We start from the raw sequence: 25,321 nt of genomic DNA, 5'->3' as shown, positions 1-25,321 counted from the left end.
TTTTATGACAATTGATGTTTATTCGTTGATGGTTTGAACCACCTTAACCGATTGGCATTGGACACCACGGTTACCGACGACAGTGCCATGGCACCACCGGCGATAACCGGATTGAGCAGCATACCGGTAAACGGGAACAGGATGCCCGCGGCAATGGGTATGCCTAATGAGTTGTAGATAAAGGCACCAAACAGGTTCTGTTTGATATTTCTCAGTGTTGCTCTTGAGAGTTCAATAGCATCTGCGACACCGTGAAGAGACGCGCCCATCAGGGTCACATCCGCCGATTCAATGGCAACATCGGTCCCGGTGCCAATGGCAAAGCCAACATCGGACTGGGCCAGGGCCGGGGCATCGTTGATGCCATCACCCGCCATACCCACTTTATGACCGCGCCCGGATAGAAGACGCTGTATTTCTTTCACATGCCCGGCTTTATCTTCAGGCAGAACTTCGGCATGGAACTCATCGATGCCCGCCTGTCTGGCGATGGCCTGTGCTGTTAACCGGTTATCTCCGGTGAGCATAACCACGGTAATACCCAGTTTATGAAGCCGTTTGATGGCTGCCTGTGAGTCGGCCCGGATTGGGTCTGAAACGGAGATGATCCCGGCCAGACAGTCATTAATCGCCATAAACATCGGGGTTTGCCCCTGTTCTGCCAGTTGTTCCGCTTTATCGACCAGGCTTTCGATGTTGCAGCCATTGTCGGTCATCAATTTTTTATTACCCAGCAACACTACCTGACCATCGACGTTGCCAGAGACGCCATGACCGGGAATGGCCTGAAAACTTTCAACGGCTTTCAGTGCTATCTGCCTTGACTGGGCGGATGCCACAATTGCTTCAGCAAGAGGGTGTTCAGAGCCCTGTTCCAGGCTGGCTGCCAGGGTTAACAGTTCGACTTCGGTGTATGGCTCCAGGCTGACAATCTCAGTTACGGTGGGGCGACCTTCGGTGATGGTGCCCGTTTTATCCAGAACCAGTGTCGTCAGTTTACTGGCCTGCTGCAACGCGTCACCTTTACGAATCAAAATGCCCAGCTCCGCAGCTTTACCCACTCCCACCATAACTGACATGGGCGTGGCAAGGCCCAGTGCGCAGGGGCAGGCAATGATCAGCACCGTGGTGGTGACCACCAGCGTATGGGCAACCCTGGGCTCAGGTCCTGCAAAAAACCAGACAGCTGCCGCCAGCAGTGCAATCAGGATAACGGCAGGAACAAAGATGCTGGAAATTTTATCGGCCAGTCGGGCGATCGGCATCTTGGCACTCTGGGCTTTTTTTACCAGGGCGATAATCTGGGCGAGTGCTGTTTCACTGCCCACTTTTTCAGCAGTAAACAACAGTGAGCCATTTTTATTCAGGGTGCCGGCGCTAATGGCATCACCCGCCTGCTTTTCTACAGGGACAGGCTCACCGGTCAGCATGGATTCATCCACAAAGCTCATGCCATCCACAATGCTGCCATCCACCGGAATCTTCTCTCCGGGGCGTACCCGCAGTGTGTCGCCTTTACGCACTTGCTGCACAGGGATATCCAGCTCTTTGCCAGCACGAATCACCCGCGCTGTCCTGGCCTGAAGCCCAAGCAGTCGTTTTACCGCTTCACTGGTTTTGCCCCTGGCTCTGAGTTCCAGCGCCTGGCCCAGGTTGATCAGGCCGATAATCATGGCGGAAGCTTCAAAATAGACATGCCGGGCACTGTCGGGCAGCCAATCCGGGAACAGTACAACAATCATGGAAAACAGCCAGGCGGCACCGGTGCCCAGTGCCACCAGAGTGTCCATATTGGCATTGCGATGTTTCAGGGACTGGCATAGCCCTGTGAAGAAGTGCCCACCGGAGAAATACAGAATCAGTCCGGTAACAACGCCAACCACACCCCAGGCAATCTGCTCCTGAGGGCTGTTGACGCCCATCTCGCCGGTGACCATGCCCCAGATCATCAGTGGTATCCCGAGGCCCAGGGCGATGGCGGTATGTTTCAGCAGATAGCGATAACGTCGCCTGTCTTCTGCTTCCTGCTGAACCTGTTGTTGCTCGAATGAACCCTCTGCAAAGTTAAGAACCGTGCCGGGAAACCCCGCCTGTTCCAGCGCAGAAAGCACGCTATGGATCTCTATATGAAGATCCGTACCGTCGGTACTTTCCAGCAGAACGGTTTTATCCGCCAGATTAACGGTTCCCTGAACCCCATCGATGCCCTGCAGTGATTTTTCAATTTTGCCAACGCAGGAGGCACAGTTCATGGCTGCGATGGCAACCATTGCCGAGGTTTGAACTCCCGAAGCAAGCTCAGCGACAAAGCCAACACTTTCTACTGCGCTCACTAACGATTCTGAAGAGGCGGTTCCGGCAACCCGTGCAGTGCGGTCGGCAAGATTAACACTGGCGGCAGTAACGCCGGTCACCGCAAGCAGGGCCTTTTCTACCTTGCCAACACAGCCGGCACAGCGCAGACCACTCAATCGCAGTTCGGTTTCTATGACGGTCATGGGTTATGCTCCTGTTGCCATTCTGTCACTGACTGATGCAGCATAACCCTTCCCCTTACAGGAAGGTAAAGGCTTAGCTGGTCAAACCGTTGAAATTTTATATTCTACTAATTTTTTGGACAGTGAGCCCTGTTGTTGAAAAATGGCTAAAATTTCATCCAGTTTTTCTTCAGAAGACGCTTCCAGTGCAGTGCGCAGCTGGCTCGGAGTCATAGGCTGAGTGCCACGGCATCTCTGATACAGTGCCTTACCAACGCCAAAAACCATCCCCGCCGCCTTGACCAGACTGAAGGCTTCCATAAACTGGGCTGTCATGGTTGTCCCGACCGAAAATTCATTGACAGTGGCATCTCTGTCAGCCCATCTTGCTAATCCATCCAGTGGATCAGGCGACACACCCGGATGCACAGTGCCGTTAAAGCGAGTTTCGTTAGGCATCACTCTGAATGTATCAGCCCTTTCCCGGGTGAGGCCCATTTGGTAGATAAAGGCATTGTAAAGCGCAAAACTGCCAACGGTTAAGCTGCATGCCAGGCCCAGGAGTGCTTTAGCCAGGGCGACTTTGCCAACTCTGGAGTCTGGTACAGAGCCAAGCGTGGTCAGAATTTTATCGATCTTATCAGAGATACGTTTTTCTGAATCGGTTAGTTGTGTTTGTTGGCCCGCTTTTTTCTTACAAAAAACAGACGTTAAACGTGCAGTTTCAAATATTACCTTTTTAATTGACACTAAAAATGTCGCCGTCATATAAGTTTCAATAATCGTATTAACCAGTGCGTGAGGCGACATTATGAAAATTTTTGCTGCCTGGGCCCCGTAAGAAAAGGCCCATGATTCTGGCGGAATGAGTTCCGGGGGATCATTGGTCCATTGTTCAACAACCAGTGGTAAGGCATAGGCCGAAACTGGAGACGCAATGGCAGCGGTTTGAACAAGGTCAGCGGCCAAAATATTCTCAGCAGCAAGATGACAACGCTCTGCCTTGCCTATTATTTCCCCGGCTTTGTAGAGAAGATTGAGCGCTTCACAGCCAATGGCCAGCATGGTAATACCTTCTGAGGCAGTACCCAAAATGGCAATAGTCAGTCCAAATTCTTTATGGGCAGCAATGCCAACCCTTGCCATGTCGCTGGCCGTGGCCAGGAATAATGCGGGGAAATAACATTTATTGAAGGTTTCCTGTGCCCGGGAAAGTTTTGCTGAATACTCTTCCCAGCTGTCAGGAGCGGCTGACACAGCATCTAATGTCAATGCAGCAGTACTGAAAGACCCGATCAACGTCACAATAATGTCACTGGCTGTAGATTGTTTATCGAGAATAAAACTGCTGTATCTGCCAAAAGCACTGAAAAGACACAGACCTGTTAGCACCCCATGAAGTACTGATTTCGGTTTTTCCGCTTCGCAGATAAAACGCTGAAAAAGAATTTCAACGTCATGTTTTGGCTTCTTGAGCTGCTCACAAAGTTTTTCGGTGATAATCGCTTTGTTTTCTTCCCTGCTGATATGTTTCAGAATGGATTCAATCTTGTCATGCTTTTTTTCAAATCTTACAGCGCTTCTTTCTGCCAGATTTCTATTGGCTTCAACGGTGTGTAAAGTATTGAATATATGATGGTGGTCGTTAGCTAAACGTTCAATGTTTGATTTTGCATAATTCCAGTGATATTGGGCGCTCTCCAGTTTTTTTTAAAAGCTGTTAATCTCTTTTTCAGCCTCTGGTATTGATAGCCCTGTGTGGTTAGTTAAATGCTGGATGGACAAACATTTACCAGGCTCATTTGCCAAGGTAAATTGGATTTTATGCGCCTGCTGTAATATTTCAAAGGGTGGGGAATGGGGCTCTTTTGGGGAATGGTTCTCTTCATTGACTTGCCATCTTTTCCGAAAGCCACTGGATAGCAGGGAAACATCACCAGATGATGAAATAGAAGCCGTTCTATCCAGTAATAAAGGGCCTGTAATATGAGTTCCTTTAGAAGCCAGCCCGATAGTTTCTAATGCTGGAGCATTGGTCACACCCGCTTCTGAATCATACTGCAAGGGTAAAATATCAGTGCCCCCGGCATTGGATGAACTGTTCTGGCTCAAATTCAGGGCACTGAGATGCAGAGAAACCTTGGATGGTTAATTCATTGATGAATCCTGTATCGAATTGTAGTTGATTTTTATCAGGTCAATACTGTTGGGTTAACGTCGCCTTTGTACTTTAATGATGAAGTAGAGTGCAGGAAAGCTGACTGTGCCCAGGGAAAACAAAGATGCAACTATTGACTGGTAATTTCATACACTATTGTTCTCCTGCACAGCCTCTGGCTATGAATTTGACCTTTGTCATTGACCGTCCACTGCGGCTAATCAGCCACAGCTGGTTGGGCACATGATTTATGCCGTCAAACGTTCTGTTGCTCCAGTTGTACCACCGGATTATTGTTGTTCGCGGACCCCGTCGAAGGCTCCGCTGTAGCTGCGGGTTGATGATGAGACTGCCGGAATTGCAATGGATTACTTAGTGCGTTCAACAATAAAGGTGTTGTTGATGAGTCCGGATTTGCCTGCCTGAGAGTCTTATAACTTTTATAGGTACAGACTCCATAGGCGGCTATTGTCAAAACAGCGGGTAAAGCAAGCCAGCCATAAGCAGGGGGGGCAACAGTATGGCATAAATCTGCCCGCTCATCCGAGAAATCACAACAATCGAAATTCCCATCGCACACTTTATCCCGAGGAATACATTTGCTGCTGTCGCAGCGGAAATCACGCCCTAACTCTTCACATTTGGCCTGTGTGCATAAATCCGCCCCCTCATCGGAATTATCATCACAATTATCATACCAATAAGATTTAACCAAGTTACAGTCATCCTTGTTACAGACATACTTGGGCTCAATGCACCTTTTGTTTTTGCAGAGAAAGCTACGCCCTAACTCTTCACATCTGGCCTGAGTGCAAAAATCCGCGCCCTCATCGGAACCATCACCACAATCAATATATCCATCGCACTGCATCCTGCGAGAGATACATGTTGGTTTGTCTTCGTAGTTGCAGAGGATACTACGCCCTAGCTTCTCACATTGGTCCTGTGTGCATAAATCCGGCCCTTCATCAGAATTATCCGTAACATTCAGAGTATTACAACTATTATGTCCATTGCACACTCTTTCGGTAGAGATACATTTTGAACTGTTGTGGCAGAGGAAACTACGCCCTAACTTCTCACATCTATCCTGAGTGCATGTTTTCGCCCCCTCATCGGAACCATCGCCACAATCTAAATGACCATACCCACTATCTCTCCCGTTACAGACCCCCTTGGTATCAATGCACTTTGCGCTGTTGCAGATAAACCGCCCCAACTTTTCACATTTGTCCTTAGTGCATACATCTTTCCGCTCATCCGTATTATCAAAACAATCATCATGCCCATCGCACAGATCACTGATATAAATACATTTACCGTTGTCACAGCTGAATTCGTCAGAAGGACATTTCGCCCCGGCCGGTTGCAGTTGATGATAAAAAACAGCAAAGCTGAGCAGTGTTTTAAGCCCTGGTGCAACACCATCAATATAAGGTGAGGTCATTACCTGATTAAATGCATAACCCGCTACACTACGCATCAGTCCCATTCCGGCCTGTAAGGCACTACCGGCAAGCTGCCTTACCCTGTAGTCAGAAATCGCCCTGTGCTCAGGCTTTTGAGCTGGGCCATGACGGCAACTGGCACTCGTCTGCCCGTGGCTGACGGTGATACCTGATGCTTTTGTGGTTTCCCGGGAGTGTGAAGAAGTGACCTGGGAAGGGAAGACATTTGGCAAGGTAGATGTTGCAATTTGCATTTGATGACCTCAGAGGATATGTCCAATACATCCATGCAAGTATGCCCATGGCATGGGCTCCACAGGTTTACCGATCTCTCTGGAAAGCAATATAGTTATTTTTTTAAAGCAAGGGCCTGACCGGATAGCGCCTTCACCGGAAGGCATTAAAAATTACCGGGAGTTGTACAGCTGATCAAACGACACTTTTTGTCATTACTCGGATTGCAGAAGCGGTGAGGGCGGTTGCTGTCGAAATAATAGCTGTCACCGGGGTTCAGCAGATAGACATCTAGACCCACGGTAAGCTCAAGCTGACCTTCAATGATGATGCCGGCTTCTTCACCTTCATGGCAGAGCATCTCCTCACCGGTATCGGAACCCGGCGGGTAATTTTCATCCATAAAGGCCATGGCACGGTTCGCCTTGTGCTGACCAATGATTTTGATCTGTATCTGGTCCATGATCATCGCAGGAAGTTCTTCTGAACGATAGACGACTGGCTCGTAGCCGTACTCATCCATCTCCACAGAGAAAAACGTCACCAGCGACATGGGAATGCCATCGAGTACTTTTTTCAGGGAGCTGACCGATGGGCTGACACTGTTTTTTTCAATCATGGAAATGGTGCTGTTGGTAACACCGGCACGTTTTGCCAGCTCTCGCTGGGAGAGGTTATGCATAATTCGAACGGTTTTTAACCGTGTTCCTACATCCAAAGCAGGTTCTCCTTGAAGCTTCCCTGAAGTTCTCCATGATGTTTGAACAGACCCACAGGGAAGCAAGAGACTGGCTCCCTGTCCCGCAGGAGCCAGTGGTGACGTTTACTGTCCGGTAGTGACTTTGGTGAACGACCGGTTAATAATGCGATCCACTTTGGGTGGCAGCACAGCAAAAACGTAGAGATTCTTTTTGGCTTCTGCGGTCGGGTAAATACCGGGATTTTCACGGATATCCTGGTCAACCAGGGCAAAAGAACTCTTATTCGGGCTGGCATAGGCCACGTAGTTACTGATGTCAGCAATCACTTCCGGCTTCAGAAGATAGTTCAGGAAGGCATAGGCTTCATCAATATTTTTCGCATCTTTGGGAATGGCCAGCATATCAAACCACATGCCTGCACCTTCCTTGGGAATGGTGTATTCAACAACGACACCATTGTCGGCTTCATCGGCACGGTCACTGGCCTGCAGCACGTCGCCGGACCAGCCTATTGCCACACAGATATCTCCGTTGGCCAGATCAGAAATGTAGCGGGAAGAGTGGAAGTAGGTGACATGAGGGCGAACCTTCATCAGCAGCGCTTCCGCTTTCTGATAATCACCCTTGTTCACTGAGTTAGGATCAAGCCCAAGGTAGCGCAGGGCAGCAGGCATGATTTCTGTTGGCGCATTCAGAAACGCAACACCGCACTTGTTCAGCTTGCTGATGTACTTCTCCTCAAACACCAGGTCCCAGCTGTCGACAGGGGCCTCTTCGCCAAGATATTTTTTGACCAGCTCAGGGTTATAGCCAATGCCCGTGGTTCCCCACAGGTAAGGGATGGAATGTTTATTGCCTTCGTCGTATGTCTCCAGCAGGGCCATCAGTTCCGTATCAAGGTGTTTCCATTCAGACAGTCTGGTTTTATCCAACGGTTTGAACACACCGGCTTTGATCTGCCTGGCCATAAAATCGGAAGAGGGCACGACAATATCGTAGCCGGTATTTCCTGACAGGAGCTTGGCTTCCAGTACTTCATTACTGTCAAACACGTCATAGCGAACCTGGATACCGGTCTCTTGCTCAAAGTTGGCAATGGTGTCTTTGGCAAGGTTGATTAAAAAATACCCGGGTTATAACAACCCGGATGAATTATTGTTTTCTGTCGTTCAAGTACTCCAGGGTTAAATCAAGGCATTTACGGGCTTTGGTCACCAATTCATCAATCTCGGCATGGCTGATGATCAGTGGTGGTGAGATGATCATGGTATCGCCCACTGCGCGCATCACCAGACCATTTTTGAAGCAGAAATTACGGCAGACGGTGCCTGCTGTGCCTTCATCATCAAAACGGGTTCTTGCTTCCCTGTTATTGGTCATTTCCAGTGCCGCAACCATGCCGACACCACGGGTTATGGGTGGTTTTAAAGAAGGTGTTGTAGTAAGGCAGCTCTTTCATCTGCTGACAGACTGCGGCAATCAGCTCCTGTCGTCCATAGCCAATATTGACGCACCAGAGCCCGGCCATGCCATCAAGAATTTTATTATTTTTTTAAACAGTCATCTGCAGGTATTCACGCTCCCAGGAGCTGATAATCCCTTTGAAGTTCTGGTATTCAGTGCGCTTCACTTCAACATAGGAACGAACAAAGCGTCTTCCCAGGGTCTTTTTGAGAATTTCACTCTGTTCCATCAGCTCAAGGGCTTCCTCAAGATTAAGTGGAAGTCTTTTGTCGTTAGAATCATCAGAGGCATTTCCGGTAACGGCTTGTGTTGGTTCTGCGGCATTAATCATGCCAAGGTAACCACAAAGCAGTGATGCCGCAAAGGCGAGGTATGGGTTGGCGTCCGCCCCTGCCAGTCTGTTTTCAACACGGCGGTTGGCAGGAGATGAGTCAGGAATTCTCAGGCTGACAGTCCGGTTATCAATACCCCAGGCCAGATTCACCGGCGCAGAGGTATCCCTGAGAAAACGACGGTAGGAGTTTACGTTCGGCGCAAAAAGTGGCATGGCTTCCGATACATACTGCTGAAGCCCGCCAATATAGTGGTAAATCATCTTGCTGGGGGAGCCATCTTCGTTGCTGAAAATGTTGTTTCCATGTTTATCCAGGATACTCTGGTGCAGGTGCATGGAGCTGCCCGGTTCACCACTGATGGGCTTGGCCATAAAAGTGGCATTAATCTCATGTTTTAATGCCGCTTCCCGTACCGTGCGTTTAAATATAAATACCTGGTCTGCCAGGGACAGCGCATCACCGTGACGGAAGTTGATTTCCATCTGGGCTGCACCTTCTTCGTGAATCAGGGTATCTACATCCAGCCCCTGCTGTTCACACCAGTTGTAAACATCTTCAAAGAGAGGGTCATATTCATTGGCAGCGTCAATGCTGTAGGATTGGCGGCCAGACTCAGGACGCCCGGATCGGCCAACCGGCGGCTGCAACGGGTGGTCCGGATTAGCGGTGCGTTTGGTCAGGTAAAATTCCAGTTCAGGTGCCACGACGGGCTTCCAGCCTTTGGCTTCATAAAGCGCCAGAACGTTTTTCAGCACTGCCCTTGGTGCCATGCTGATCAGGTTACCCTGCTTATCGTAACAGTCATGGATAACCAGCGCCGTTGGCTCCAGTGCCCAGGGTACCATATGGACAGCGGACTCATCGGGTTTGAGAATCATATCGATCTCAGCGGCATTCATCAGCTCATAGTAGATTTCATCATCGACGTAATCTCCGGTCACCCCCTGAATCAGCAAACTTTCCGGCAGTCGTATGCCTTTTTCGGCAATAAACTTGCTACTGGGCATAATCTTGCCACGGGCGATACCGGTAAAGTCGGATATGACCGCTTCGACCTCGGTGATTCTCTGCGCTTTTAACCAGCTGGCCAGCTTTTTCATAGTATCTTTGCTTATGGTTATGTTCTTAGTGATGACGAGGTAATCGTTGGTAATGCCTTGTACGACAGGCTTCGGCAAATGCCTAATAAAGGAATACCCAGGGCTATGGCATCAGGGATAAGTTGCAGAGTTGTGTTATCTCTCTGGCTATCATGGTGTGCGCTTTCTTTTGAAACATCGGAGTTAGCCGGTGCACTACCATAGCGCCGGGGTTCAATATTCGAATAAGCACCAGTAACCAGCAGGCCGTCAAGCTGTGCAAGAATGTCCTGACTATCCAGGGGAACAGGCAAAGAAGGGATGATAACAGGGAGGGCATTGGCAGCATGAACAACAGAGGTGAGATACTTTTCTCCAGCCTGATGTGCACGGTGCAGACCATCCATTGCCGTGTCTGCTGTGACACCGATCAGTGGCCGGGTATCGGTTTTCATAATCCACCTTATTATGTTGTTTAAGCTTCGTTTCCCTGAATCAGACTTCAGGGGCTGTTTTCATGGACTAATATAAGATTTTCCTGCAGTTTCTTCTGGTGTCACCTGATGAACGAAGCCCTTATTGCTACAGCCACTGGTTTTGCCGTAGGTATGCTCTTCAGCTACTTCCGCTTGCCGATCCCTGCACCCCCTGTACTGTCAGGTGTTACAGGGATCGTGGGTGTCTATCTGGGACATGTCTGCTTTCAATATTTGATCACACGTTTTTTCAGTTAGTTTACCGAACATTGTGCGATTATTGCCGATCCCCCCAACAGAAATGCCGCCAAAATTCACACCGTGGTAACCACGCTCACGACCAACCAGTCTCTGTCGTGTACCTTCACCCCTGATGCGATGGTAGCCCAGGGCAATTTTCAGGGCAGTCTCTACAGACTCTGAGCCTGAGTTGGTAAAGAACACGTGGTTCAGGTTGCCGGGGGTAATGTCCGCCAGACGTTCTGCAAACTCGAATGCCAGGGGGTGCCCCATTTGAAAGGGTGGCGCGTAGTCCATTTTTGCCACCTGACGGGCGACAGCGTCAGATATCTCCTGACGTCCATGACCGGCGTTAACACACCATAGACCGGCGCAGCCATCCAGAATCAGACGACCTTTGTCGTCCTGATAGTACATGCCTTCTGCACTGGTGAGCATGCGGGACTGTTGCCTGAACTGGCGGTTTGCTGTGAAGGGCATTCAGAGCGCGTCCAGTGAGCTGGCTTTTCTGTTCATGGTATGTTGGCGGGCAGTTGCTGTGGGCTTACTCAGGGGCAGATCAGTCATATCCCTTACCTTTGTTATTATTGAGCCCTGGTTTGCTGACGCCAGCGTTATCAGTGGCGCGCATGATTGCAAACATTGTGTACAATATTTCAAACAATCTGTATTGAATCAAGTACTGCATTTCGTTAACTACTTATGGCCGATGGACTGGAGATCCGCCATCAGGCCTGGATCAACGGTGAATACACCGATGCTGCCAGTGGTGACACCTTTGATTGTATCTCTCCTGTGGATGGCAAGCTTCTGACCCGTGTGGCCAGCTGCGATGAAACGGATGTCAATCGTGCGGTTGCTGCTGCCCGTTCAACGTTTGAGTCTGGCGTCTGGTGCCGCAAATCTCCGGTAGCCCGCAAAAAAATTCTTCAGGCCTTTGCTCGCAAAATTGAACAGCATCTGGAGGAGCTGGCGCTGTTGGAATCGATTGATATGGGTAAGCCCATCAGCGATGCCCTGGGTGATGATATTCCTGGCAGTGCCAACTGTATTCGCTGGTGTGCCGAGGCCATCGATAAAATATACGACGAAGTGGCTCCATGCCTTTGATAAATACACGGAGTTGAAATCTACCTGGATTTCACTGCTTTAAGCCTGCTAACTGGTCCAATGCTGCTTTCGCTTCTGACAATGCCATTCGCTGGCTCGGTTTACGAAACAGCGAAAGCATGATGTTCAACAATTCAGGATGAAAAACTCTGAATCGCGTCAGCATATATGACCTTTTTTGTACCTCACTTTTTTCATTGAAACGGATGATGTCCTTATAAGTCTTAGATTTATCCTTTGAGTCATATAATCGTATTCCGGTGGATACAACAAATAGAAGCACCCCGAGTGACCAGGCATCTGCGGTATGATTATATCTACTCTCAGAGAACACCTCGGGGGCAACATAGTCAACAGTGCCACAGAGGGTTCTGGTATAATCGTTCTTTTTCAGGTGTTTGGTGAGCCCCATATCGGTTAGCTTTACCATGCTTTCTTCCCCCGGGGCTTTTGGGGGGGCATAAAGTATATTCTCGGGCTTAATATCCCGATACACCAAATTCTGATCATGAATACACATTAATGCGGCACAGATTTTTCTGCCAACATCAACTGCAAGGTCTAAACCGGGTTGGACTTTTTTATTTACAAGGCTTTCACAAAGGTCAATGGCATCAACATATTCGAGAACACAGGCCAGGGGCCTGTAGAGAGCCAGGGAAAAATCAGGATCCCCGTGTTGGATCAAACGATATTTATTGTTAGCCTCTCGCTGTACTAAAACCGCCAGAGTTTTAACAATATTCGGATGATCCGGAATATTAAGCCCTGATATCTCTCCGTTTTTCTGCTGAATGAGTCTCCGCTCTATTGAGACTGTTTTATCTTTTAACAGCTTCACAGCGATGGTTTGTTGTCCATCCGATACTTTTTTTACCACAGAAGACCCTCCTTCGTTGATTTTTCTGCTTTTCACCGGTTCTTTCAGGGGCAAGAGCTGCACTATCGCCTGTTCGGTTTCAATCGGTGGGGAGTAGTGGCGACTGGCTCTTTTATTGATTGGTGCCTTTTCCGGTAGAGGAAGGTCAATGGATTCTCCGGTAATTTTTCCGGCGATCGCTACTCCATCATCCGGTTTTACCGAATATTGATTGTGCTTCGCAGGACGCGCTGTTGCTGCAACGGCTCCCCGGGGTGGGTTTGTGCTGAAAGATAAATGTTGTTTGCCGGGTTCCTTGAGGGGTGTCATAAAAAAAGCTCGTCATAAGTACCCGGTATTAGACTCTGACGCAGACTGAAAATTCCCTTGATATATCAGGGGGCCTGGGGAATAGTTCGTGAGGAATTATTCGTGAGGAATGGTTCGCTGAAATTCTGCCTCTTGAAAACGTTGAAATATAAGAACAGGCAATGATTTATGAAACTCAAGGCACCTGTACATACCGAAGTCCATGCGCAGTCTTACTACGCCGCGTCACTGAACTTTGCCACAGATTATCCGGTGCTGGAAGGTAGCCTGACCGTCGATGTCTGTGTGGTTGGTGGGGGGTTCTCCGGCATCGCTACAGCCCTGGAACTGGCCGAGCGTGGCTATCGCGTTGCGGTTCTGGAGGCACGGAAAATCGGTTGGGGGGCAACCGGGCGAAATGGCGGTCAGCTGATTCGGGGGATGGGGGAAGAGCCGGAGCAGTTTCGCAACCAGATCGGTACCGATGGGGTCGAGGCAATCCATCGGATGGGGTTTGAGGCTGTTGAGCTGGTGCGCGAGCGGGTCCGGAAATACGGCATTCAGTGTGACTTGAAAATGGGCTATGTGGATGCGGCGATCAAGCCAAAACAGATGGCCGGGATTACGGAAGATTATGAGTCCCTGAAGGCACGCCATTATGCCCATGAGCTGCGGCTGCTATCACAGGATGATATCAAGCAATATATCAATACTGACCGGTATATTGGCGGCATGCTCGACTCGGGAAGTGGGCATTTGCACCCATTGAATCTCTGTCTGGGTGAGGCGCGTGTAGCTGAGGGATTAGGGGTACAGTTGTTCGAATATTCGCCGGTGGTGAAAATCCATAAGGGTAACCTGCCCGCGGTTGAAACGGCGAAAGGTTCGGTAACCTGCCAGTTCCTGGTATTGGCAGGGAATGCCTACCTGGGGAACCTGGAACCAAAGATTGGCGGAAAAGTGTTACCTGCGGGCAGTTATATCATTGCCACAGAACAACTGGAGGACAGGGTCTGGCAAAGCCTGATACCACAAGACACGGCTATCTGTGATGTCAGCCTTGCCCTGGATTACTTCCGCCTTTCTGCGGATAAACGACTGTTGTTTGGTGGTATGTGCAATTACTCCGGGCGGGATCCAAAAGATATTGTCGCATCGCTCCGCCCGAAAATGTTGCAGGTCTTTCCTCAGCTGGAAAATGTCGCTATTGAATACCAGTGGGGCGGCATGATTGGGATTGGTGCCAATCGCATGCCACAGATTGGTCGATCAGGGGCAAACATTTACTTTGCCCAGGCCTATTCTGGCCACGGGGTCAATGCCACCCATCTGGCGGGGAGGGTACTGGCAGAGGCTATTTCCGGCCAGGCAGAACGGTTTGATGTGTTTGCCAATATACGTCATATCACTTTTCCCGGAGGGCGCTATTTCCGTTCGCCGTTACTGGCCCTGGGGATGTTGTGGTATCGGCTGAAAGAGGTGGTTTAGCCTGCGTTCAACAGGGCGTTGGTAACGCTGGAAAACCATTTGGGACGTTTTCTCGCCATGTGACCAGACCACAGGCAGGGCGAAAACGCCCCTTTTAGGTCAGTGAATTGTTCTATCCGTGGGGGAAGATTGATTACCAATGTGGTTTTGGTTTCTGTGTAAGTATTGCAGATCCGGCCAACTCAGACTTAGCCACTCTTTGGCCTCATCGAGATAATGTTGACAGCACTTACAGATACGATGCTTTGTGGAAAACTCCAGCAGCGGTATCACAGTACACTTCAGAGCCTTGAGTAACGGGGGCTTAAATGATTCAGACAATCCTCCTGACTTTATCAGCGTGATAATCCGCCGGTAGGGGAAGACCAGAAATTCACTGGCCTTCTGGGGGATCTTCTGATTTTCATAAAGGGCTGCCAGATTATGCATGGCAGCAATCCACGCCATCATTAACTGAGGGTTATCCAGATCCTTGAACCATTCATGTTCCAGCATCCGGGCAGCGTCCAGATAAGCTGTTTCAGCTGATCGCCATTTGCATTGATGAAAATTAACATTCCCTTGATGAAAATTAACATTCCCTTGATGAAGCTTCTGTTGCCACTGGTTCACTGTCCGGATCCCGTATTGATTCATTTATTTTAATGAGAATAATTATCATTTGTATTATAAAAAGTGGCTGATGTAAACTTTTCCCGCAAAATTGTTTGGAACAACAGGAGGTGATTGTGTCAGATCAGTGGTGAAGAGACGGCTCTGGGAAATCCAGGTGATTGGTTTTTACTGTTTTATCTTTTCCAAAAGCGATCCTTCATACTGTCACGCCTTTTGCCAGTCGAAATCCATTTGCTGCCTGGCGGTCTTTTCTGCCAGCGCTTCACTGTGTAAGCGACTGACAATATGCAGGCTCATATCAATACCCGCAGAAATACCCGCTGACGTGATAACAGAGCCTTCATCCACCCAACGGACGTTGCTGATAACGTTGAGACCGGGGAACTGTGTTTGCAAATCCGGGATATCTTCCCAGTGAGTGGTGACATTCTGTTGGTTGCTCAGTAAACCGGCTGCCGTCATCAGGAAAGCGCCGGTACAAACTGAAGCGTTCAACCTGGCCTGTTTTCCCTGAGAGTAAATCCATTGTAAAACACCGGGCTTATCCATTTCTGCGTTGTGCACACCACCGACAACCTATAAAAAACTGCCCATTAACGGAGATTCTCAAAAACCTCAGGATGCTGTTCGACAACTCGCAACAAAGCTTTTGCAGGCCCCTGAGGATTCCGCCGTCCCTGCTCCCAGTCCTGGATTGTCCGAACACTGACTCCCATAAAAGAAGCAAAAGCCGACTGGGACAGCTGGAGCTTTTCCCTGATCTCTTTGGCAGGTGACGGCTCTGATAAGACGGTCGTTTTCAGCTTTCCCTTACCCGCCTTAAATGCCTTGATCTCATTCAGGCCATCGAGGATTTCCTGACCAATATCTCGTTCATTCATCGTTTATAGCCTCCGCTATCTTTTTCAGGATATGACCAGGAATACTTTCACGCTCCGACTTGCGATATAAGGTCAACATCCAGATTTCAAAATCACTCTTTTTCCAGTAATAAATAACCCGGATACTACCACTTTTACCCTTTCCATCCGGTGCCCATCGTATTTTACGGACACCCCCACTACCCCTGATAAGATCGCCAGAATCCGGTTTCTGTTGAAGGTGCCACTGCAATACCCGGTATTCATCATCTGATAAATATCCGGATAGCAATTTGGTAAAGCGGCTGGTTTCTATAAAAATCATACATTTATTATACGGCAAAGCCGTATGAAATCAATTCTGAAAGGAGTTTCAACAATCAAGTAAGTACAAAAGTCCTTTTTCCTGAAGAATGCTATCCGACCATCTCTACTGGCCGATGACCACCGTTTCTCCCCTTACCCAGTCAAGGTACTCTGGCAGGCCATTTTCAATGGGTATCTGAATAACCTGTAAATCATTGTACGACAGGGTATGCAGTCACCTGGTATCATAGTTACGATGCTGTGTTTATCTTGTCCTGAAAGCGGTACTTCATACTATCAGGCCTTTTGCCAGTGGAAATCCATTTGCCTGGCGGTCTTTTCTGCCAGCGCCTGACTGTGTAAGCGATTGACAATATGCAGGCTCATATCAATACCCGCAGAAATACCCGCTGACGTGATAACAGAGCCTTCATCCACCCAACGGACGTTGCTGATAACGTTGAGACCGGGGAACTGTGTTTGCAAATCCGGGATATCTTCCCAGTGAGTGGTGACATTCTGTTGGTTGCTCAGTAAACCGGCTGCCGCCATCAGGAAAGCGCCGGTACAAACTGAAGCGTTCAACCTGGCCTGTTTTCCCTGAGAGTAAATCCATTGTAAAACACCGGGCTTATCCATTTCTGCGTTGTGCACACCACCGACAACCACCAGCAGGTCAATTGAGGGGTGGTTGTGAAACCCGTAGTCCGGTTGAACCCGGTAACCTCCCCTGGCAGTGACCAGATTGCCGGATTCACTGACCAGAAAAGGCCTGAAGGCTTTTCCGTTGGGAGAGAGGCGTGCCGCAGTGGTAAACACTTCAAAGGGACCAGAGAAGTCCAGAACTTCAGCCTGGTCATAAATAAAAATACCTGTATTCATTATTATCAGTAACGACGGTGGCTCACTAATAAACGAATATCTGCGTCCATTGGAATCTGGAAATCGGCAGTGGAAATAACACGTTTTGTACTGGTATCAATCATTCTTGCGCTGATATAGACAGTTGAGCTGCCAACAGCATAGGTGCCAGTTACAATAGCATCAGCATTATAGGACTTACTGAGATTATCCAGATTTCTTGAAAGACTGAACTCTCCAGCCTTGAAGTCATCAATAAAAACGCTATCCCGCATTTTGATTTCGATCAAATCATAACCAATATCAGATAAAGCGGATGAAAGCTGTTCTCCAAGAACACGACCCAGAGTAGTTGTATTACTAAGCTGGTTAATATCTGCAAGACTTGTCGAAAGAATAGTAGCCCCGACCGGTAATTCATCCTGTGCCTTTTTAGCCATGGCAATTGCTGCAAGTTGGCTGATTTTTACCAGATCAATTCTTTCGGGCTTTTTATGGCTTTTGCTCGAACACCCAGCCATCAAAATGGTAGAAAGCAGTGCAATGATAATTTTTGCAGTGAGTGACTTCATTATTTTTCTACTCCCTGTCCATCATTTTTGGTCAGATTAACAACTGCTGACTTTTTGTACTGCCGCATAGCCATATCAGGAATATAGTAGGAATTAGTTTCTGAAAATTGAATCTGGTAGTCGTCGACAATACGGGCTGTAATCACAACTTCTGTGTTGGTTTTGGAGGGGAATATTTTGCTGACGTCATAAGCTACCGAAAGAGGGATAACGCCATAGCTAATACCTTCAGCAACGCTTAAATCATCACCAAGTTCGGCCAGTGCCCATTGGAAGCCTGCAGTTCCAGTGGTGGCGAAGTTTGTGCCCTTATCTCTATCATTTGAGTGCCTGACAACCTGTGCATCCAGTTCCATTGAAAGGCTGGTAGCACTTGAGGTCATAACCGTTGCGCCGCGCTTGACCAACGCACTGGATAGCTGCTGTGTGAATACTTTGCTGAAAGTTGAGTGACTCTGCTCCAAATCGATATAGACCGGCTGAGACGCAAGGTTTGCGTTAGCCATAATCTGTCCGGATAAATGTTCGGCTATCACTCCCCAATGCTGAGCAGATTGAAGTTTAACCTGAGGACTTTGATCAACGGTTGTTGCTTTAGGGATAGGAGAACAACCCACTGCCGCCAACAGACACGCGACCACAACTGGGTACATAACTTTTCTGTTCACAAATGCATCCTTAACTTTGCTTTTCTCATACCATGCGGCATGTTTTATACTTATTTTACAGGTATACAGCTCAGAAGGATTGTACAGACTCCTATAACTCAGACAAACCAAAAAAGGCAAATGTACTAAATAAAGTATTTGATTTGATCTTGCCAATATATGTAGCTGGCCATATGGAATCATACATTTCTGGCTACTTGGGCAGGTGCTATGCGAGGCACAACGGAGGGAGCATAGCCGTAGCTATGTGACCGGAGTTGTAACGAAGCAGAGTGCCTGAACAAGGAGTCAGAAATGTATGATTTCATATGGTTAGCTACTTATGTTTTACTGGCCGATGACCGCCGTTTCATCCCTTACCCAGTCAAGGTACTCTGGCAGGCCGTTCTCAATGGGTATCTGAATAACCTGTGGCACATCATAGCTGTGTTCAGCTTTCAGGTATTGCTCCAGTGCCTGATAACGCTCACAGGTGGTTTTAATCCGAAGCAGTACTTCCGGATCCGACTGGACTTCACCATCCCATCGATAATGGCTGTGGATTGGACTGCTCTGAACACAGGCTGCCAGGCGCTGTTCGATGATAGCCCTGGCATGGTCGTCAGCTTCCTGTTGATTGGGGCAGGTGGTCAGAACCATGCAGAAACCGCTGGATGGTTTTATGGGCATTTGGCAACCGGTTAACAATATTACTAATAGCGGAAAGAAAGCGCTGTAACTCACTGGCCCGGTAATCTATCAGGTTCATGGATCAGTGGATAGGGCTTCAACAGCAACCGCCAGTTGTGCAATCAGTCCCATTATCAATGGCTGCCGGGAGACAGTTGAAAGGGCCATAATGGGTCTTTCGATTGCCATGTACGGTAAAGTGGCTGCCATAGCGGGTATCCTGCACCATGGCTGCGGTATTGCCGCAGATCAGCATCGGTTTGCCATTGATAAAGCGATGATGGTCGTCCAGTTGGAAAAAGTGAGGGTGTTCCGGCAGGGTACCGTTGTAAATGGCCACCTGACCATAGTCTTCACAGATATCTTCAAGGTTATCCAGTTTGAACACCCGAACGGTCAGGGATTGAAAATCGATATTGCCAATTTTCTCCTCGATTTGCTGGTTGGCAATGGTGATCGGGCTGGCAGAAAGCAACCGGTAGTCCGGGTAACCCAGCCCGGTTAACAGACGACGAAAGTCTTCAATATAAAGAGCACCACTAAGGCATTCCCCCATCAGCACCGGGTCGTCTTTTAACGGGGCCGGTATTCGCTGACCGGCAAATACGTCACTGAAAAGCAGTTCGCCACCGGGTTTCAGTACCCGGAAAATCTCCCTGAACACCTCTTCCTTGTGGGGCGAAAGGTTTATCACGCAGTTGGAAATCACCACATCCATGGAATTGTCTTCTATCCCCGGGGTTTGCAGATCTTCAATATAACCCTGCCTGAAGTCGATATTCGGTTGCTGAAAGCCAAACTTCTCCATCATCGAGGGAATATGCCCCGTGGCCACCATTAATTGCTCGTCGGTCATATCGATACCGATAACCTGGCCCTGTTTTCCTACCAGGCTGGCAAGAATATAACTGTCCCTGCCGGTACCGCAGCCAAGATCCAGTACCCGGCACCCTTCCAGGGCCGATGGGATCGGCGATCCGCAGCCATAAAAACGGTCCGTAATGGCCGGGTCGATCTGCTTCAGGATCTCCCGGACGCGGGCTGGCATGGTGCCGGGATCGGAACAGCAGGCATTGGTTTTGAGATCCGTGGTACCGCCAAGAACACGGCCGTAGTACTCCTTCAGGACCTGATGATTACTGGAGTGGTTATTCATTGTTCTCGCCTTGGTTAATGTACATGAATCAGGGGGGCTATTTGTCCGGTGTTGCTTTGTCCGGGGTTGTTGCTCTGTCAATTTTGCCAGGTTCTTCCGCTGTCGTGTTTTTCATCAGCGGCTCAACAATCCCCATAAAACATAAAGCGGCGATAACTCCCCCGGTAATCGGCCCCGCAACATATACGGTCAAAAAGCCATAATGCTTATCGGGAAACGCCGCGCGCTCCCAGCCGAACAGAGAGGCCAGCAGTCGGGGTGATAAATCTCTGGCCGGGTTGAGTCCTGCCTGGGTCAGTGGCGCAATAATCGAGATAATGGCGGTGACGGTTAAACCGATAAACAGGGGGGCAAGGGCCTGGTCTGGTCGTCCGGTGTTGCAGCCTTCGGTCAGGACGAGAATCATAAAGACCAGGGCAAAGGTGCCGGTACATTCGGCAAAAAATGCATTGACGGTGGACACGGAGGCAACCTGCCCGGCCAAGGGGTTGGGATAATACTCGCCAAACATCATGGCACTGGCTATAGATGATTCGGTGCCACGAACAATGCCATGGGTCAGTTCATACTGCATGATTGAGCTGGAGAAGAGCAGGTACAGCAGGGCGGCTGCCACAAATGCACCGGCAAACTGGGCAACCAGATAGCAGGGCAGTAATGTCATGGACATCCGGCGACTGACTACCATGGCAATGCTCACAGCTGGATTAAGGTGAGCACAGGATAGACGACGGGTAGCGTAAATCGCCAGGGTGACTGCCAGCCCCCAGACCATGGCCACCTGAAAGAGTCCTGCATGGGCAGAAAATAGCACCGTCACGGCCACTGAGCCGCAGCCAAACAAGACGAGGATAAACGTACCTATAAACTCTCCGGCAAAGCCCTTTAGATAATTCATGGGTGGAAGTTGATCATCCTCGTCTCTCTCGTTTGGTTACAGCAACTAAAAACTAGCTGTTTTTTTCTATACTGCAAACAAAATGCTCAGAGGTTTCATCGTTGATTCCAGAGGCCGATCAACCTTCAGAAACGCCATCAGACATTGCAAACCGGAAAATGGCTCAGGCTGAAAAAAAAGTTGCTTGTTTTCGGCAAGAAGTTCCAGTCACCGCTGAAAGCAGTGGCGAGCCAGTCGTCAAACCAGAAGACCTTCTGGACGGGAGAATAAGAGAAAGACTGCAAGGCATAAAAGTGAAATACCAGGAACAGTTTTCCTTTATCATGGAGAATTTCACTATCAGGAATTGCTGCAACACGGGCAGTAGGGAACCATTGTGTGTTGAAAGCATAGGAAAAAAAATAGGGCTATTCGTCAATGAGTACAAAACTGATGAATGGCTTTTTTTTGCCAACCATAAAGAACCTGAATACCGACATCATTTTTACGCAAGCAATATTATTGTCCATCAATATCGCGTAAGCCCAAATCTCGAAGTTTATCCTGAGTGCTAATGATCAGGAAGTCATCAGTCTAAGGACTGTAAGGTGGTGGCGATTCTATTTCTATAGGAGTGTATACTGGTGGCGGTCCCGGGTTGTGTCGAAACGTCGCCGGGTAATTGTCTGGTTCTACTTCACCGGGTGTTTCTGTCGGTTCAGGGGCATGGCTGATAACCCGGGATAACTGTATAGATGGGGGCTCGGTTGCTGTGTGCCGATGCTGAAGACAACGATACAACTCCGCGGCGCCCTTACCAACAGGAATACCAACAAGACAACCTGCGCCCAAAGTGAAACAAAAAACTGCGAAGCTTGGGTGAATGATCAAACCCGGCACAACAAAAGACAGGCATGCAGGTAGACCTGCAGACAGAGAGACAGCTGTATATTTTGACATTGAAACCGTTCGTCCAAAAACTTGATGCTGACACAATATCTGTTCTGAATTATCCATCTGTTCATTGGCTGCCGCCCCCTGAGGCTGGAGCATTGGCATAGATGTATCTAATGGTCTTGCTGGTTGCATGAAATTAGCCTGAATAACTTGTATCCTTATCAATCAGACTCTGAATACAGAAAAAAGTTCTCTATTCTCAGCTTCCTCTCCTACGAAAAGTTCCCGTGTAATCCACAGAATGATTCATGTGGTAACAGAACAGCGGTAAACTGACGAAATATCAATCATTTTAGTTGTATGGCCCTTAATGAGACATTCCATGACCTTCGCCAACCTCGGGCTTTCCCTGCCGATCCTGCAAGCCATTACTGAACAGGGCTATAAACAGCCTTCTCCTATTCAGGCAGAAGCCATACCGGCGGTTCTGGCAGGACAGGATGTGATGGCGGCAGCTCAGACAGGCACCGGTAAAACAGCCGGTTTTACGCTGCCGATACTGGAGCTGCTCAGTCGCGGCGAGCGGGCAAGGCCCAACCAGGTTCGTGCGCTGGTTCTGACACCGACCCGTGAGCTGGCAGCCCAGGTGGCAGAGAGTGTTGCCACCTACGGTCGGCATTTGCCAATACGTTCTTCAGTGGTTTTTGGCGGGGTCAAAATCAACCCGCAAATGATGAATCTGAGACGTGGTGCAGATATCCTTGTGGCCACACCCGGGCGACTTCTGGATCTTTACAACCAGAATGCGGTGAAGTTCAAACACCTGGAAGTGCTGGTTCTGGATGAAGCAGACCGGATGCTGGATATGGGGTTTATTCACGATATTCGTCGTATTCTGGCGCTGTTGCCCCAGCAAAGACAGAACCTGATGTTTTCGGCAACGTTTTCCGATGACATACGACAGCTGGCAAAAACCATTGTTCACCATCCGGTAGAGATTGACGTTTCTCCCCGCAATACTACGGCCAGAACGGTCAGGCAGTGTGTGTATCCGGTGGATAAAAGTAAAAAACCGGCACTGCTGACCCGCTTGATTAAAGAGCATAACTGGCAACAGGTGCTGGTTTTTACCCGGACCAAGCACGGTGCCAACCGCTTAACCCGTCATCTGGAAGGTAAAGGCATTCTGGCGGCGGCGATTCATGGCAATAAGAGCCAGGGAGCCCGTACCAGGGCCCTTGCTGATTTCAAAAATAATGACATTACGGCCCTGGTGGCAACGGATATCGCTGCCCGTGGGCTGGATATTGACCAGTTGCCACAGGTGGTGAACTTCGACCTGCCCAATGTGCCGGAGGATTATGTGCATCGTATCGGGCGAACAGGGCGCGCGGGGGCGGATGGTCATGCGGTCTCGCTGGTCTGTGCAGATGAGAGCAAGCAGCTTCGGGACATTGAACGGTTGATCAATCAGCAGTTACCCAGGGAGATGATCTCCGGGTTTGAGCCGGTTAATGAGGTGCCGGTGACTCAGTTGTCCGGTAAGCCACCGAAACCTAAAAAGCCTAAAAAGTCCAGGACTTCTCACAGGCCCGGACAGGAGAGTGGCGGAAACGGTAAGACACCTAAGCAGCAGGCAGGTCAGAGTAATGAAAGGAGAAAGTCCGGGGGAACGGGGTCAGGGCGTGTATTTGCTGAAAACCACCCCAGGCCACGAAGACGTAAAGTGACCAACCCGCAAAGTACTTCTGCTTCTGTATAAATATGCCCTTACTCTCCCTGAGCTCAGGTCGTCAGGCTATGCCGGGGAACTATGCTATCTATTTTAAGTCTAAAAGGTGATGGATCACTAAATGCTTAATTATATGGAGAAATTAAATTATGAACAGCAGTATTTCATTCCCATCAGGCAATCCTTACCGTGGCTCTATTGAGCTCAGTATTGACCCGGCTTCTTACGATGACCCGGGAAAGGAGAAACAGGGCCTGATTGTCCACATTTATACCGATGATTTGCATCTTCGTTCTGTTGAGATTTCAGATCTTAATGATTCAATTCGGCTTCATAGATGTGCTGAGAATATGAAAAACTACGGTGCTGGCAAACCTTGGGAAGACAGCATCTCTGAAAGGCTAGTGCAGAGATGGAGTGATGATTGGAAAAAGGGTAATCCTTTCAGTGGGTTTTCGATTTTTAAGCGTGATGTCAGTGGGGTGCAGGATCCTGAGCGATTTATAGGGCACATCTGCTTCAAATCAGGAGAGAACAATAAGGCATATGTCGGCAACACAGTAGCTGGATCCTCTGAGATGACTTTTATGATTGATAACCAACACTGGAAAAGAGGCTACGGTAAACAAGCGGCTGCAGCAATGGTGAATGGTGTTGCTCCGGAATATCAAAAGCAGGGCTTTAAAGTCACCTGTGCGTTGCCAGATAATACCCGGAAATCTCTGCCTCTGGAGTGGCTGACGGCGACAGTCTCCCCAGAAAATACGGGTTCAGTCAAGATACTCACCGGTTTGGGATTTGAGTTTGAAGGTATCCTGGAGAAACAATTTGTGAAGGGGAAATCCATAAAACACTTTTATGCTAAACCCCTGCCGAAGCCCCTTTGATGATGGATAGCAAAGCGTCCCCTTTGGGTAACCAGGGTGCCTTGGCCGGTGCTGATGAGCAGCCTCTCAGGCTGCACATCACGCTTAATGACCACCATTGTGGATATGGTTACCACGTCGCTTATCACGGACACTCATCTGATTATTGTCCATAACCTGAGTTTCAAACAGGTCTACAGCCCTGATCAGATCGCCCAGTTTTTTATAACCGTAATTTCGTGGGTCAAAGGAAGCCTGGTTAGCGATGACCGCACCGATTCTTCCAAGGTAGGCCCAGCCATCATCGTCCTGCTCTGTATCGATGGCATTGCGGATCAGGTTCATCAGTTTGGTATCGGCTTTCAATTCATGGCCGCTTTTCTTATCGTTTGCAGCGACTTTTTCCGGATCATCACCGGGCTCATCCAGGTAGAGAAAGCGGGAGCAGGCATTCACGAAAGGGGATGGGGCTTTTCGTTCACCAAAGCCGTACACCACTTTACCTGCTGAGAGCAGTCGCATGATCAGTGGTGTAAAGTCACTGTCAGAAGAGACAATGCAAAAGGCGTCCATGTTCCTGGTGTAGAGCGTATCCATAGCATCGATGGTCATGGCCATATCGGTGGCGTTCTTGCCTTTGGTTAAATCAAACTGCTGGATTGGCTGGATCGCGTATTCGTGAAGTTGTTCCTCCCATCCTTTGATGGTGTGACTCTTCCAGTTGCCGTAGGCTCTTCGGATACTGACGACACCATACTTGGCCATTTCAGAGAGGATCTTCTCAATTTTTCTGGCGGGGGCATTATCCGCATCAATAAAGAGGGCGATCTTCTGGTTAGACTCTGCCATTGATACTTCCTGCTA

At 48.9% G+C, this 25,321-nt stretch carries 29 protein-coding genes; 6 read left to right on the top strand and 23 right to left on the bottom strand.

Features of this window, described 5'->3' with window-relative positions; genetic code table 11:
- Positions 1–2: 2 nt before the first annotated feature.
- The 10 genes from ACO6UX_RS16185 to ACO6UX_RS16140 form a co-directional block, all read right to left on the bottom strand.
- Entirely contained in the window at positions 3–2,498 is a 2,496-nt protein-coding gene (locus tag ACO6UX_RS16185) for a heavy metal translocating P-type ATPase (protein WP_422449313.1), read from the bottom strand.
- Positions 2,499–2,579: 81 nt separating this feature from the next.
- Positions 2,580–3,869: a hypothetical protein gene (locus ACO6UX_RS16180; protein ID WP_422449311.1), complete on the bottom strand. Its 1,290-nt coding sequence runs from the start codon at positions 3,867–3,869 to the stop codon at positions 2,580–2,582.
- 318 nt (positions 3,870–4,187) lie between these two features.
- Positions 4,188–4,517 carry a hypothetical protein gene (locus tag ACO6UX_RS16175; RefSeq protein WP_422449309.1) on the bottom strand — a complete coding sequence of 110 codons (330 nt, stop codon included), beginning with the start codon at positions 4,515–4,517 and terminating at the stop codon, positions 4,188–4,190.
- A 374-nt stretch (positions 4,518–4,891) separates the two neighbouring features.
- Positions 4,892–6,337: a hypothetical protein gene (locus ACO6UX_RS16170; protein WP_422449307.1), complete on the bottom strand. Its 1,446-nt coding sequence runs from the start codon at positions 6,335–6,337 to the stop codon at positions 4,892–4,894.
- A gap of 146 nt (positions 6,338–6,483) precedes the next feature.
- A complete protein-coding gene (locus ACO6UX_RS16165) occupies positions 6,484–7,035 on the bottom strand; it encodes a cupin domain-containing protein (RefSeq protein ID WP_422449305.1) in 552 nt (183 codons plus the stop codon).
- Positions 7,036–7,140: 105 nt separating this feature from the next.
- Positions 7,141–8,115: an extracellular solute-binding protein gene (locus tag ACO6UX_RS16160; RefSeq protein ID WP_422449573.1), complete on the bottom strand. Its 975-nt coding sequence runs from the start codon at positions 8,113–8,115 to the stop codon at positions 7,141–7,143.
- Between the two features lie 55 nt (positions 8,116–8,170).
- Complete coding sequence (locus ACO6UX_RS16155) at positions 8,171–8,416, bottom strand: hypothetical protein (protein WP_422449303.1); 246 nt, start codon at positions 8,414–8,416, stop codon at positions 8,171–8,173.
- Positions 8,388–8,546, bottom strand: a complete 159-nt coding sequence (locus ACO6UX_RS16150; protein WP_422449301.1) for a hypothetical protein — start codon at positions 8,544–8,546, stop codon at positions 8,388–8,390. Before ACO6UX_RS16150 ends, ACO6UX_RS16155 begins: the two co-directional genes overlap by 29 nt.
- A 24-nt stretch (positions 8,547–8,570) precedes the next feature.
- Entirely contained in the window at positions 8,571–9,917 is a 1,347-nt protein-coding gene (locus ACO6UX_RS16145) for a glutamine synthetase family protein (protein WP_422449299.1), read from the bottom strand.
- 17 nt (positions 9,918–9,934) lie between these two features.
- Positions 9,935–10,351, bottom strand: coding sequence for a gamma-glutamyl-gamma-aminobutyrate hydrolase family protein (locus tag ACO6UX_RS16140; RefSeq protein WP_422449297.1), 417 nt, complete (start codon positions 10,349–10,351; stop codon positions 9,935–9,937).
- A 108-nt stretch (positions 10,352–10,459) separates the two neighbouring features.
- Between ACO6UX_RS16140 and ACO6UX_RS16135 the strand changes: the two genes are divergently transcribed.
- A complete protein-coding gene (locus ACO6UX_RS16135) occupies positions 10,460–10,630 on the top strand; it encodes a XapX domain-containing protein (RefSeq protein WP_422449295.1) in 171 nt (56 codons plus the stop codon).
- Here ACO6UX_RS16135 and ACO6UX_RS16130 read toward each other — a convergent pair.
- On the bottom strand, positions 10,553–11,092 hold the full coding sequence (locus tag ACO6UX_RS16130) for an aminotransferase class III-fold pyridoxal phosphate-dependent enzyme (protein WP_422449293.1): 540 nt from the start codon (positions 11,090–11,092) through the stop codon (positions 10,553–10,555). The genes ACO6UX_RS16135 and ACO6UX_RS16130 overlap by 78 nt on opposite strands.
- A 222-nt stretch (positions 11,093–11,314) precedes the next feature.
- Between ACO6UX_RS16130 and ACO6UX_RS16125 the strand changes: the two genes are divergently transcribed.
- Positions 11,315–11,722 carry an aldehyde dehydrogenase family protein gene (locus tag ACO6UX_RS16125; protein WP_422449291.1) on the top strand — a complete coding sequence of 136 codons (408 nt, stop codon included), beginning with the start codon at positions 11,315–11,317 and terminating at the stop codon, positions 11,720–11,722.
- Between the two features lie 31 nt (positions 11,723–11,753).
- Here ACO6UX_RS16125 and ACO6UX_RS16120 read toward each other — a convergent pair whose 3' ends face one another.
- Complete coding sequence (locus ACO6UX_RS16120) at positions 11,754–12,665, bottom strand: protein kinase domain-containing protein (protein ID WP_422449289.1); 912 nt, start codon at positions 12,663–12,665, stop codon at positions 11,754–11,756.
- Between the two features lie 414 nt (positions 12,666–13,079).
- Between ACO6UX_RS16120 and ACO6UX_RS16115 the strand changes: the two genes are divergently transcribed.
- A complete protein-coding gene (locus tag ACO6UX_RS16115) occupies positions 13,080–14,378 on the top strand; it encodes an NAD(P)/FAD-dependent oxidoreductase (RefSeq protein ID WP_422449287.1) in 1,299 nt (432 codons plus the stop codon).
- Positions 14,379–14,477: 99 nt separating this feature from the next.
- Here the strand turns inward: ACO6UX_RS16115 and ACO6UX_RS16110 are convergent, their stop codons facing one another.
- The 10 genes from ACO6UX_RS16110 to ACO6UX_RS16065 all read right to left on the bottom strand — a co-directional run bounded on the left by ACO6UX_RS16110 (position 14,478) and on the right by ACO6UX_RS16065 (position 20,983).
- Positions 14,478–14,990 (bottom strand): hypothetical protein, encoded by a 513-nt coding sequence (locus ACO6UX_RS16110; RefSeq protein ID WP_422449285.1) that lies wholly within the window; start codon positions 14,988–14,990, stop codon positions 14,478–14,480.
- A 207-nt stretch (positions 14,991–15,197) separates the two neighbouring features.
- Positions 15,198–15,557, bottom strand: a complete 360-nt coding sequence (locus ACO6UX_RS16105; protein WP_422449283.1) for a DJ-1/PfpI family protein — start codon at positions 15,555–15,557, stop codon at positions 15,198–15,200.
- A gap of 29 nt (positions 15,558–15,586) precedes the next feature.
- The gene (locus tag ACO6UX_RS16100) at positions 15,587–15,874 is read right to left on the bottom strand and encodes a helix-turn-helix domain-containing protein (protein WP_101746508.1); all 288 of its coding nucleotides are present in this window, start codon (positions 15,872–15,874) and stop codon (positions 15,587–15,589) included.
- Entirely contained in the window at positions 15,867–16,178 is a 312-nt protein-coding gene (locus ACO6UX_RS16095) for a transcriptional regulator (protein WP_422449281.1), read from the bottom strand. Before ACO6UX_RS16095 ends, ACO6UX_RS16100 begins: the two co-directional genes overlap by 8 nt.
- A gap of 278 nt (positions 16,179–16,456) precedes the next feature.
- On the bottom strand, positions 16,457–17,041 hold the full coding sequence (locus ACO6UX_RS16090; protein ID WP_422449279.1) for a DJ-1/PfpI family protein: 585 nt from the start codon (positions 17,039–17,041) through the stop codon (positions 16,457–16,459).
- A 5-nt stretch (positions 17,042–17,046) separates the two neighbouring features.
- Complete coding sequence (locus ACO6UX_RS16085) at positions 17,047–17,592, bottom strand: FlgO family outer membrane protein (RefSeq protein ID WP_422449277.1); 546 nt, start codon at positions 17,590–17,592, stop codon at positions 17,047–17,049.
- Positions 17,592–18,260: a hypothetical protein gene (locus tag ACO6UX_RS16080; protein WP_422449275.1), complete on the bottom strand. Its 669-nt coding sequence runs from the start codon at positions 18,258–18,260 to the stop codon at positions 17,592–17,594. Before ACO6UX_RS16080 ends, ACO6UX_RS16085 begins: the two co-directional genes overlap by 1 nt.
- Positions 18,261–18,587: 327 nt before the next feature.
- On the bottom strand, positions 18,588–18,899 hold the full coding sequence (gene cutA, locus ACO6UX_RS16075; protein ID WP_422449273.1) for a divalent-cation tolerance protein CutA: 312 nt from the start codon (positions 18,897–18,899) through the stop codon (positions 18,588–18,590).
- A gap of 127 nt (positions 18,900–19,026) precedes the next feature.
- Positions 19,027–20,085 carry a methyltransferase domain-containing protein gene (locus ACO6UX_RS16070; protein WP_422449271.1) on the bottom strand — a complete coding sequence of 353 codons (1,059 nt, stop codon included), beginning with the start codon at positions 20,083–20,085 and terminating at the stop codon, positions 19,027–19,029.
- A 37-nt stretch (positions 20,086–20,122) separates the two neighbouring features.
- The gene (locus ACO6UX_RS16065; RefSeq protein ID WP_422449269.1) at positions 20,123–20,983 is read right to left on the bottom strand and encodes an MIP/aquaporin family protein; all 861 of its coding nucleotides are present in this window, start codon (positions 20,981–20,983) and stop codon (positions 20,123–20,125) included.
- A 101-nt stretch (positions 20,984–21,084) separates the two neighbouring features.
- Here ACO6UX_RS16065 and ACO6UX_RS16060 point away from each other — a divergent pair, with 101 nt between their 5' ends.
- The 3 genes from ACO6UX_RS16060 (at position 21,085) to ACO6UX_RS16050 (ending at position 24,478) form a co-directional block, all read left to right on the top strand.
- Positions 21,085–21,537, top strand: coding sequence for a hypothetical protein (locus ACO6UX_RS16060; protein WP_422449267.1), 453 nt, complete (start codon positions 21,085–21,087; stop codon positions 21,535–21,537).
- 704 nt (positions 21,538–22,241) lie between these two features.
- Positions 22,242–23,621 (top strand): DEAD/DEAH box helicase, encoded by a 1,380-nt coding sequence (locus ACO6UX_RS16055; protein ID WP_422449265.1) that lies wholly within the window; start codon positions 22,242–22,244, stop codon positions 23,619–23,621.
- Between the two features lie 119 nt (positions 23,622–23,740).
- Complete coding sequence (locus ACO6UX_RS16050; protein WP_422449263.1) at positions 23,741–24,478, top strand: GNAT family N-acetyltransferase; 738 nt, start codon at positions 23,741–23,743, stop codon at positions 24,476–24,478.
- An 84-nt stretch (positions 24,479–24,562) separates the two neighbouring features.
- Here the strand turns inward: ACO6UX_RS16050 and ACO6UX_RS16045 are convergent, their stop codons facing one another.
- On the bottom strand, positions 24,563–25,306 hold the full coding sequence (locus tag ACO6UX_RS16045) for an NYN domain-containing protein (protein WP_422449261.1): 744 nt from the start codon (positions 25,304–25,306) through the stop codon (positions 24,563–24,565).
- Positions 25,307–25,321: the final 15 nt, after the last annotated feature.

The organism is Endozoicomonas sp. ALB091 (assembly GCF_049310265.1).
Classification (GTDB): Bacteria; Pseudomonadota; Gammaproteobacteria; order Pseudomonadales; family Endozoicomonadaceae; genus Endozoicomonas.
Note: the sequence above shows the minus strand (reverse complement) of the source record. Positions and strands in the feature narration are given on the sequence as shown.

Bases quoted from the DNA above. Each gene is read 5' to 3' on its own strand.
- ACO6UX_RS16170 (WP_422449307.1), bottom strand. From the start codon at position 6,337: ATGCAAATTGCAACATCTACCTTGCCAAATGTCTTCCCTTCCCAGGTC.
- ACO6UX_RS16135 (WP_422449295.1), top strand. From the start codon at position 10,460: ATGAACGAAGCCCTTATTGCTACAGCCACTGGTTTTGCCGTAGGTATG.
- ACO6UX_RS16115 (WP_422449287.1), top strand. From the start codon at position 13,080: ATGAAACTCAAGGCACCTGTACATACCGAAGTCCATGCGCAGTCTTAC.
- ACO6UX_RS16090 (WP_422449279.1), bottom strand. From the start codon at position 17,041: ATGAATACAGGTATTTTTATTTATGACCAGGCTGAAGTTCTGGACTTC.
- ACO6UX_RS16095 (WP_422449281.1), bottom strand. From the start codon at position 16,178: ATGATTTTTATAGAAACCAGCCGCTTTACCAAATTGCTATCCGGATAT.
- ACO6UX_RS16100 (WP_101746508.1), bottom strand. From the start codon at position 15,874: ATGAATGAACGAGATATTGGTCAGGAAATCCTCGATGGCCTGAATGAG.
- ACO6UX_RS16140 (WP_422449297.1), bottom strand. From the start codon at position 10,351: ATGAAAACCGATACCCGGCCACTGATCGGTGTCACAGCAGACACGGCA.
- ACO6UX_RS16055 (WP_422449265.1), top strand. From the start codon at position 22,242: ATGACCTTCGCCAACCTCGGGCTTTCCCTGCCGATCCTGCAAGCCATT.
- ACO6UX_RS16085 (WP_422449277.1), bottom strand. From the start codon at position 17,592: ATGAAGTCACTCACTGCAAAAATTATCATTGCACTGCTTTCTACCATT.
- ACO6UX_RS16070 (WP_422449271.1), bottom strand. From the start codon at position 20,085: ATGAATAACCACTCCAGTAATCATCAGGTCCTGAAGGAGTACTACGGC.
- ACO6UX_RS16065 (WP_422449269.1), bottom strand. From the start codon at position 20,983: ATGAATTATCTAAAGGGCTTTGCCGGAGAGTTTATAGGTACGTTTATC.
- ACO6UX_RS16150 (WP_422449301.1), bottom strand. From the start codon at position 8,546: ATGGCCGGGCTCTGGTGCGTCAATATTGGCTATGGACGACAGGAGCTG.
- ACO6UX_RS16045 (WP_422449261.1), bottom strand. From the start codon at position 25,306: ATGGCAGAGTCTAACCAGAAGATCGCCCTCTTTATTGATGCGGATAAT.
- ACO6UX_RS16185 (WP_422449313.1), bottom strand. From the start codon at position 2,498: ATGACCGTCATAGAAACCGAACTGCGATTGAGTGGTCTGCGCTGTGCC.
- cutA (WP_422449273.1), bottom strand. From the start codon at position 18,899: ATGGTTCTGACCACCTGCCCCAATCAACAGGAAGCTGACGACCATGCC.
- ACO6UX_RS16155 (WP_422449303.1), bottom strand. From the start codon at position 8,416: ATGGTTGCGGCACTGGAAATGACCAATAACAGGGAAGCAAGAACCCGT.
- ACO6UX_RS16130 (WP_422449293.1), bottom strand. From the start codon at position 11,092: ATGCCCTTCACAGCAAACCGCCAGTTCAGGCAACAGTCCCGCATGCTC.
- ACO6UX_RS16125 (WP_422449291.1), top strand. From the start codon at position 11,315: ATGGCCGATGGACTGGAGATCCGCCATCAGGCCTGGATCAACGGTGAA.
- ACO6UX_RS16145 (WP_422449299.1), bottom strand. From the start codon at position 9,917: ATGAAAAAGCTGGCCAGCTGGTTAAAAGCGCAGAGAATCACCGAGGTC.
- ACO6UX_RS16050 (WP_422449263.1), top strand. From the start codon at position 23,741: ATGAACAGCAGTATTTCATTCCCATCAGGCAATCCTTACCGTGGCTCT.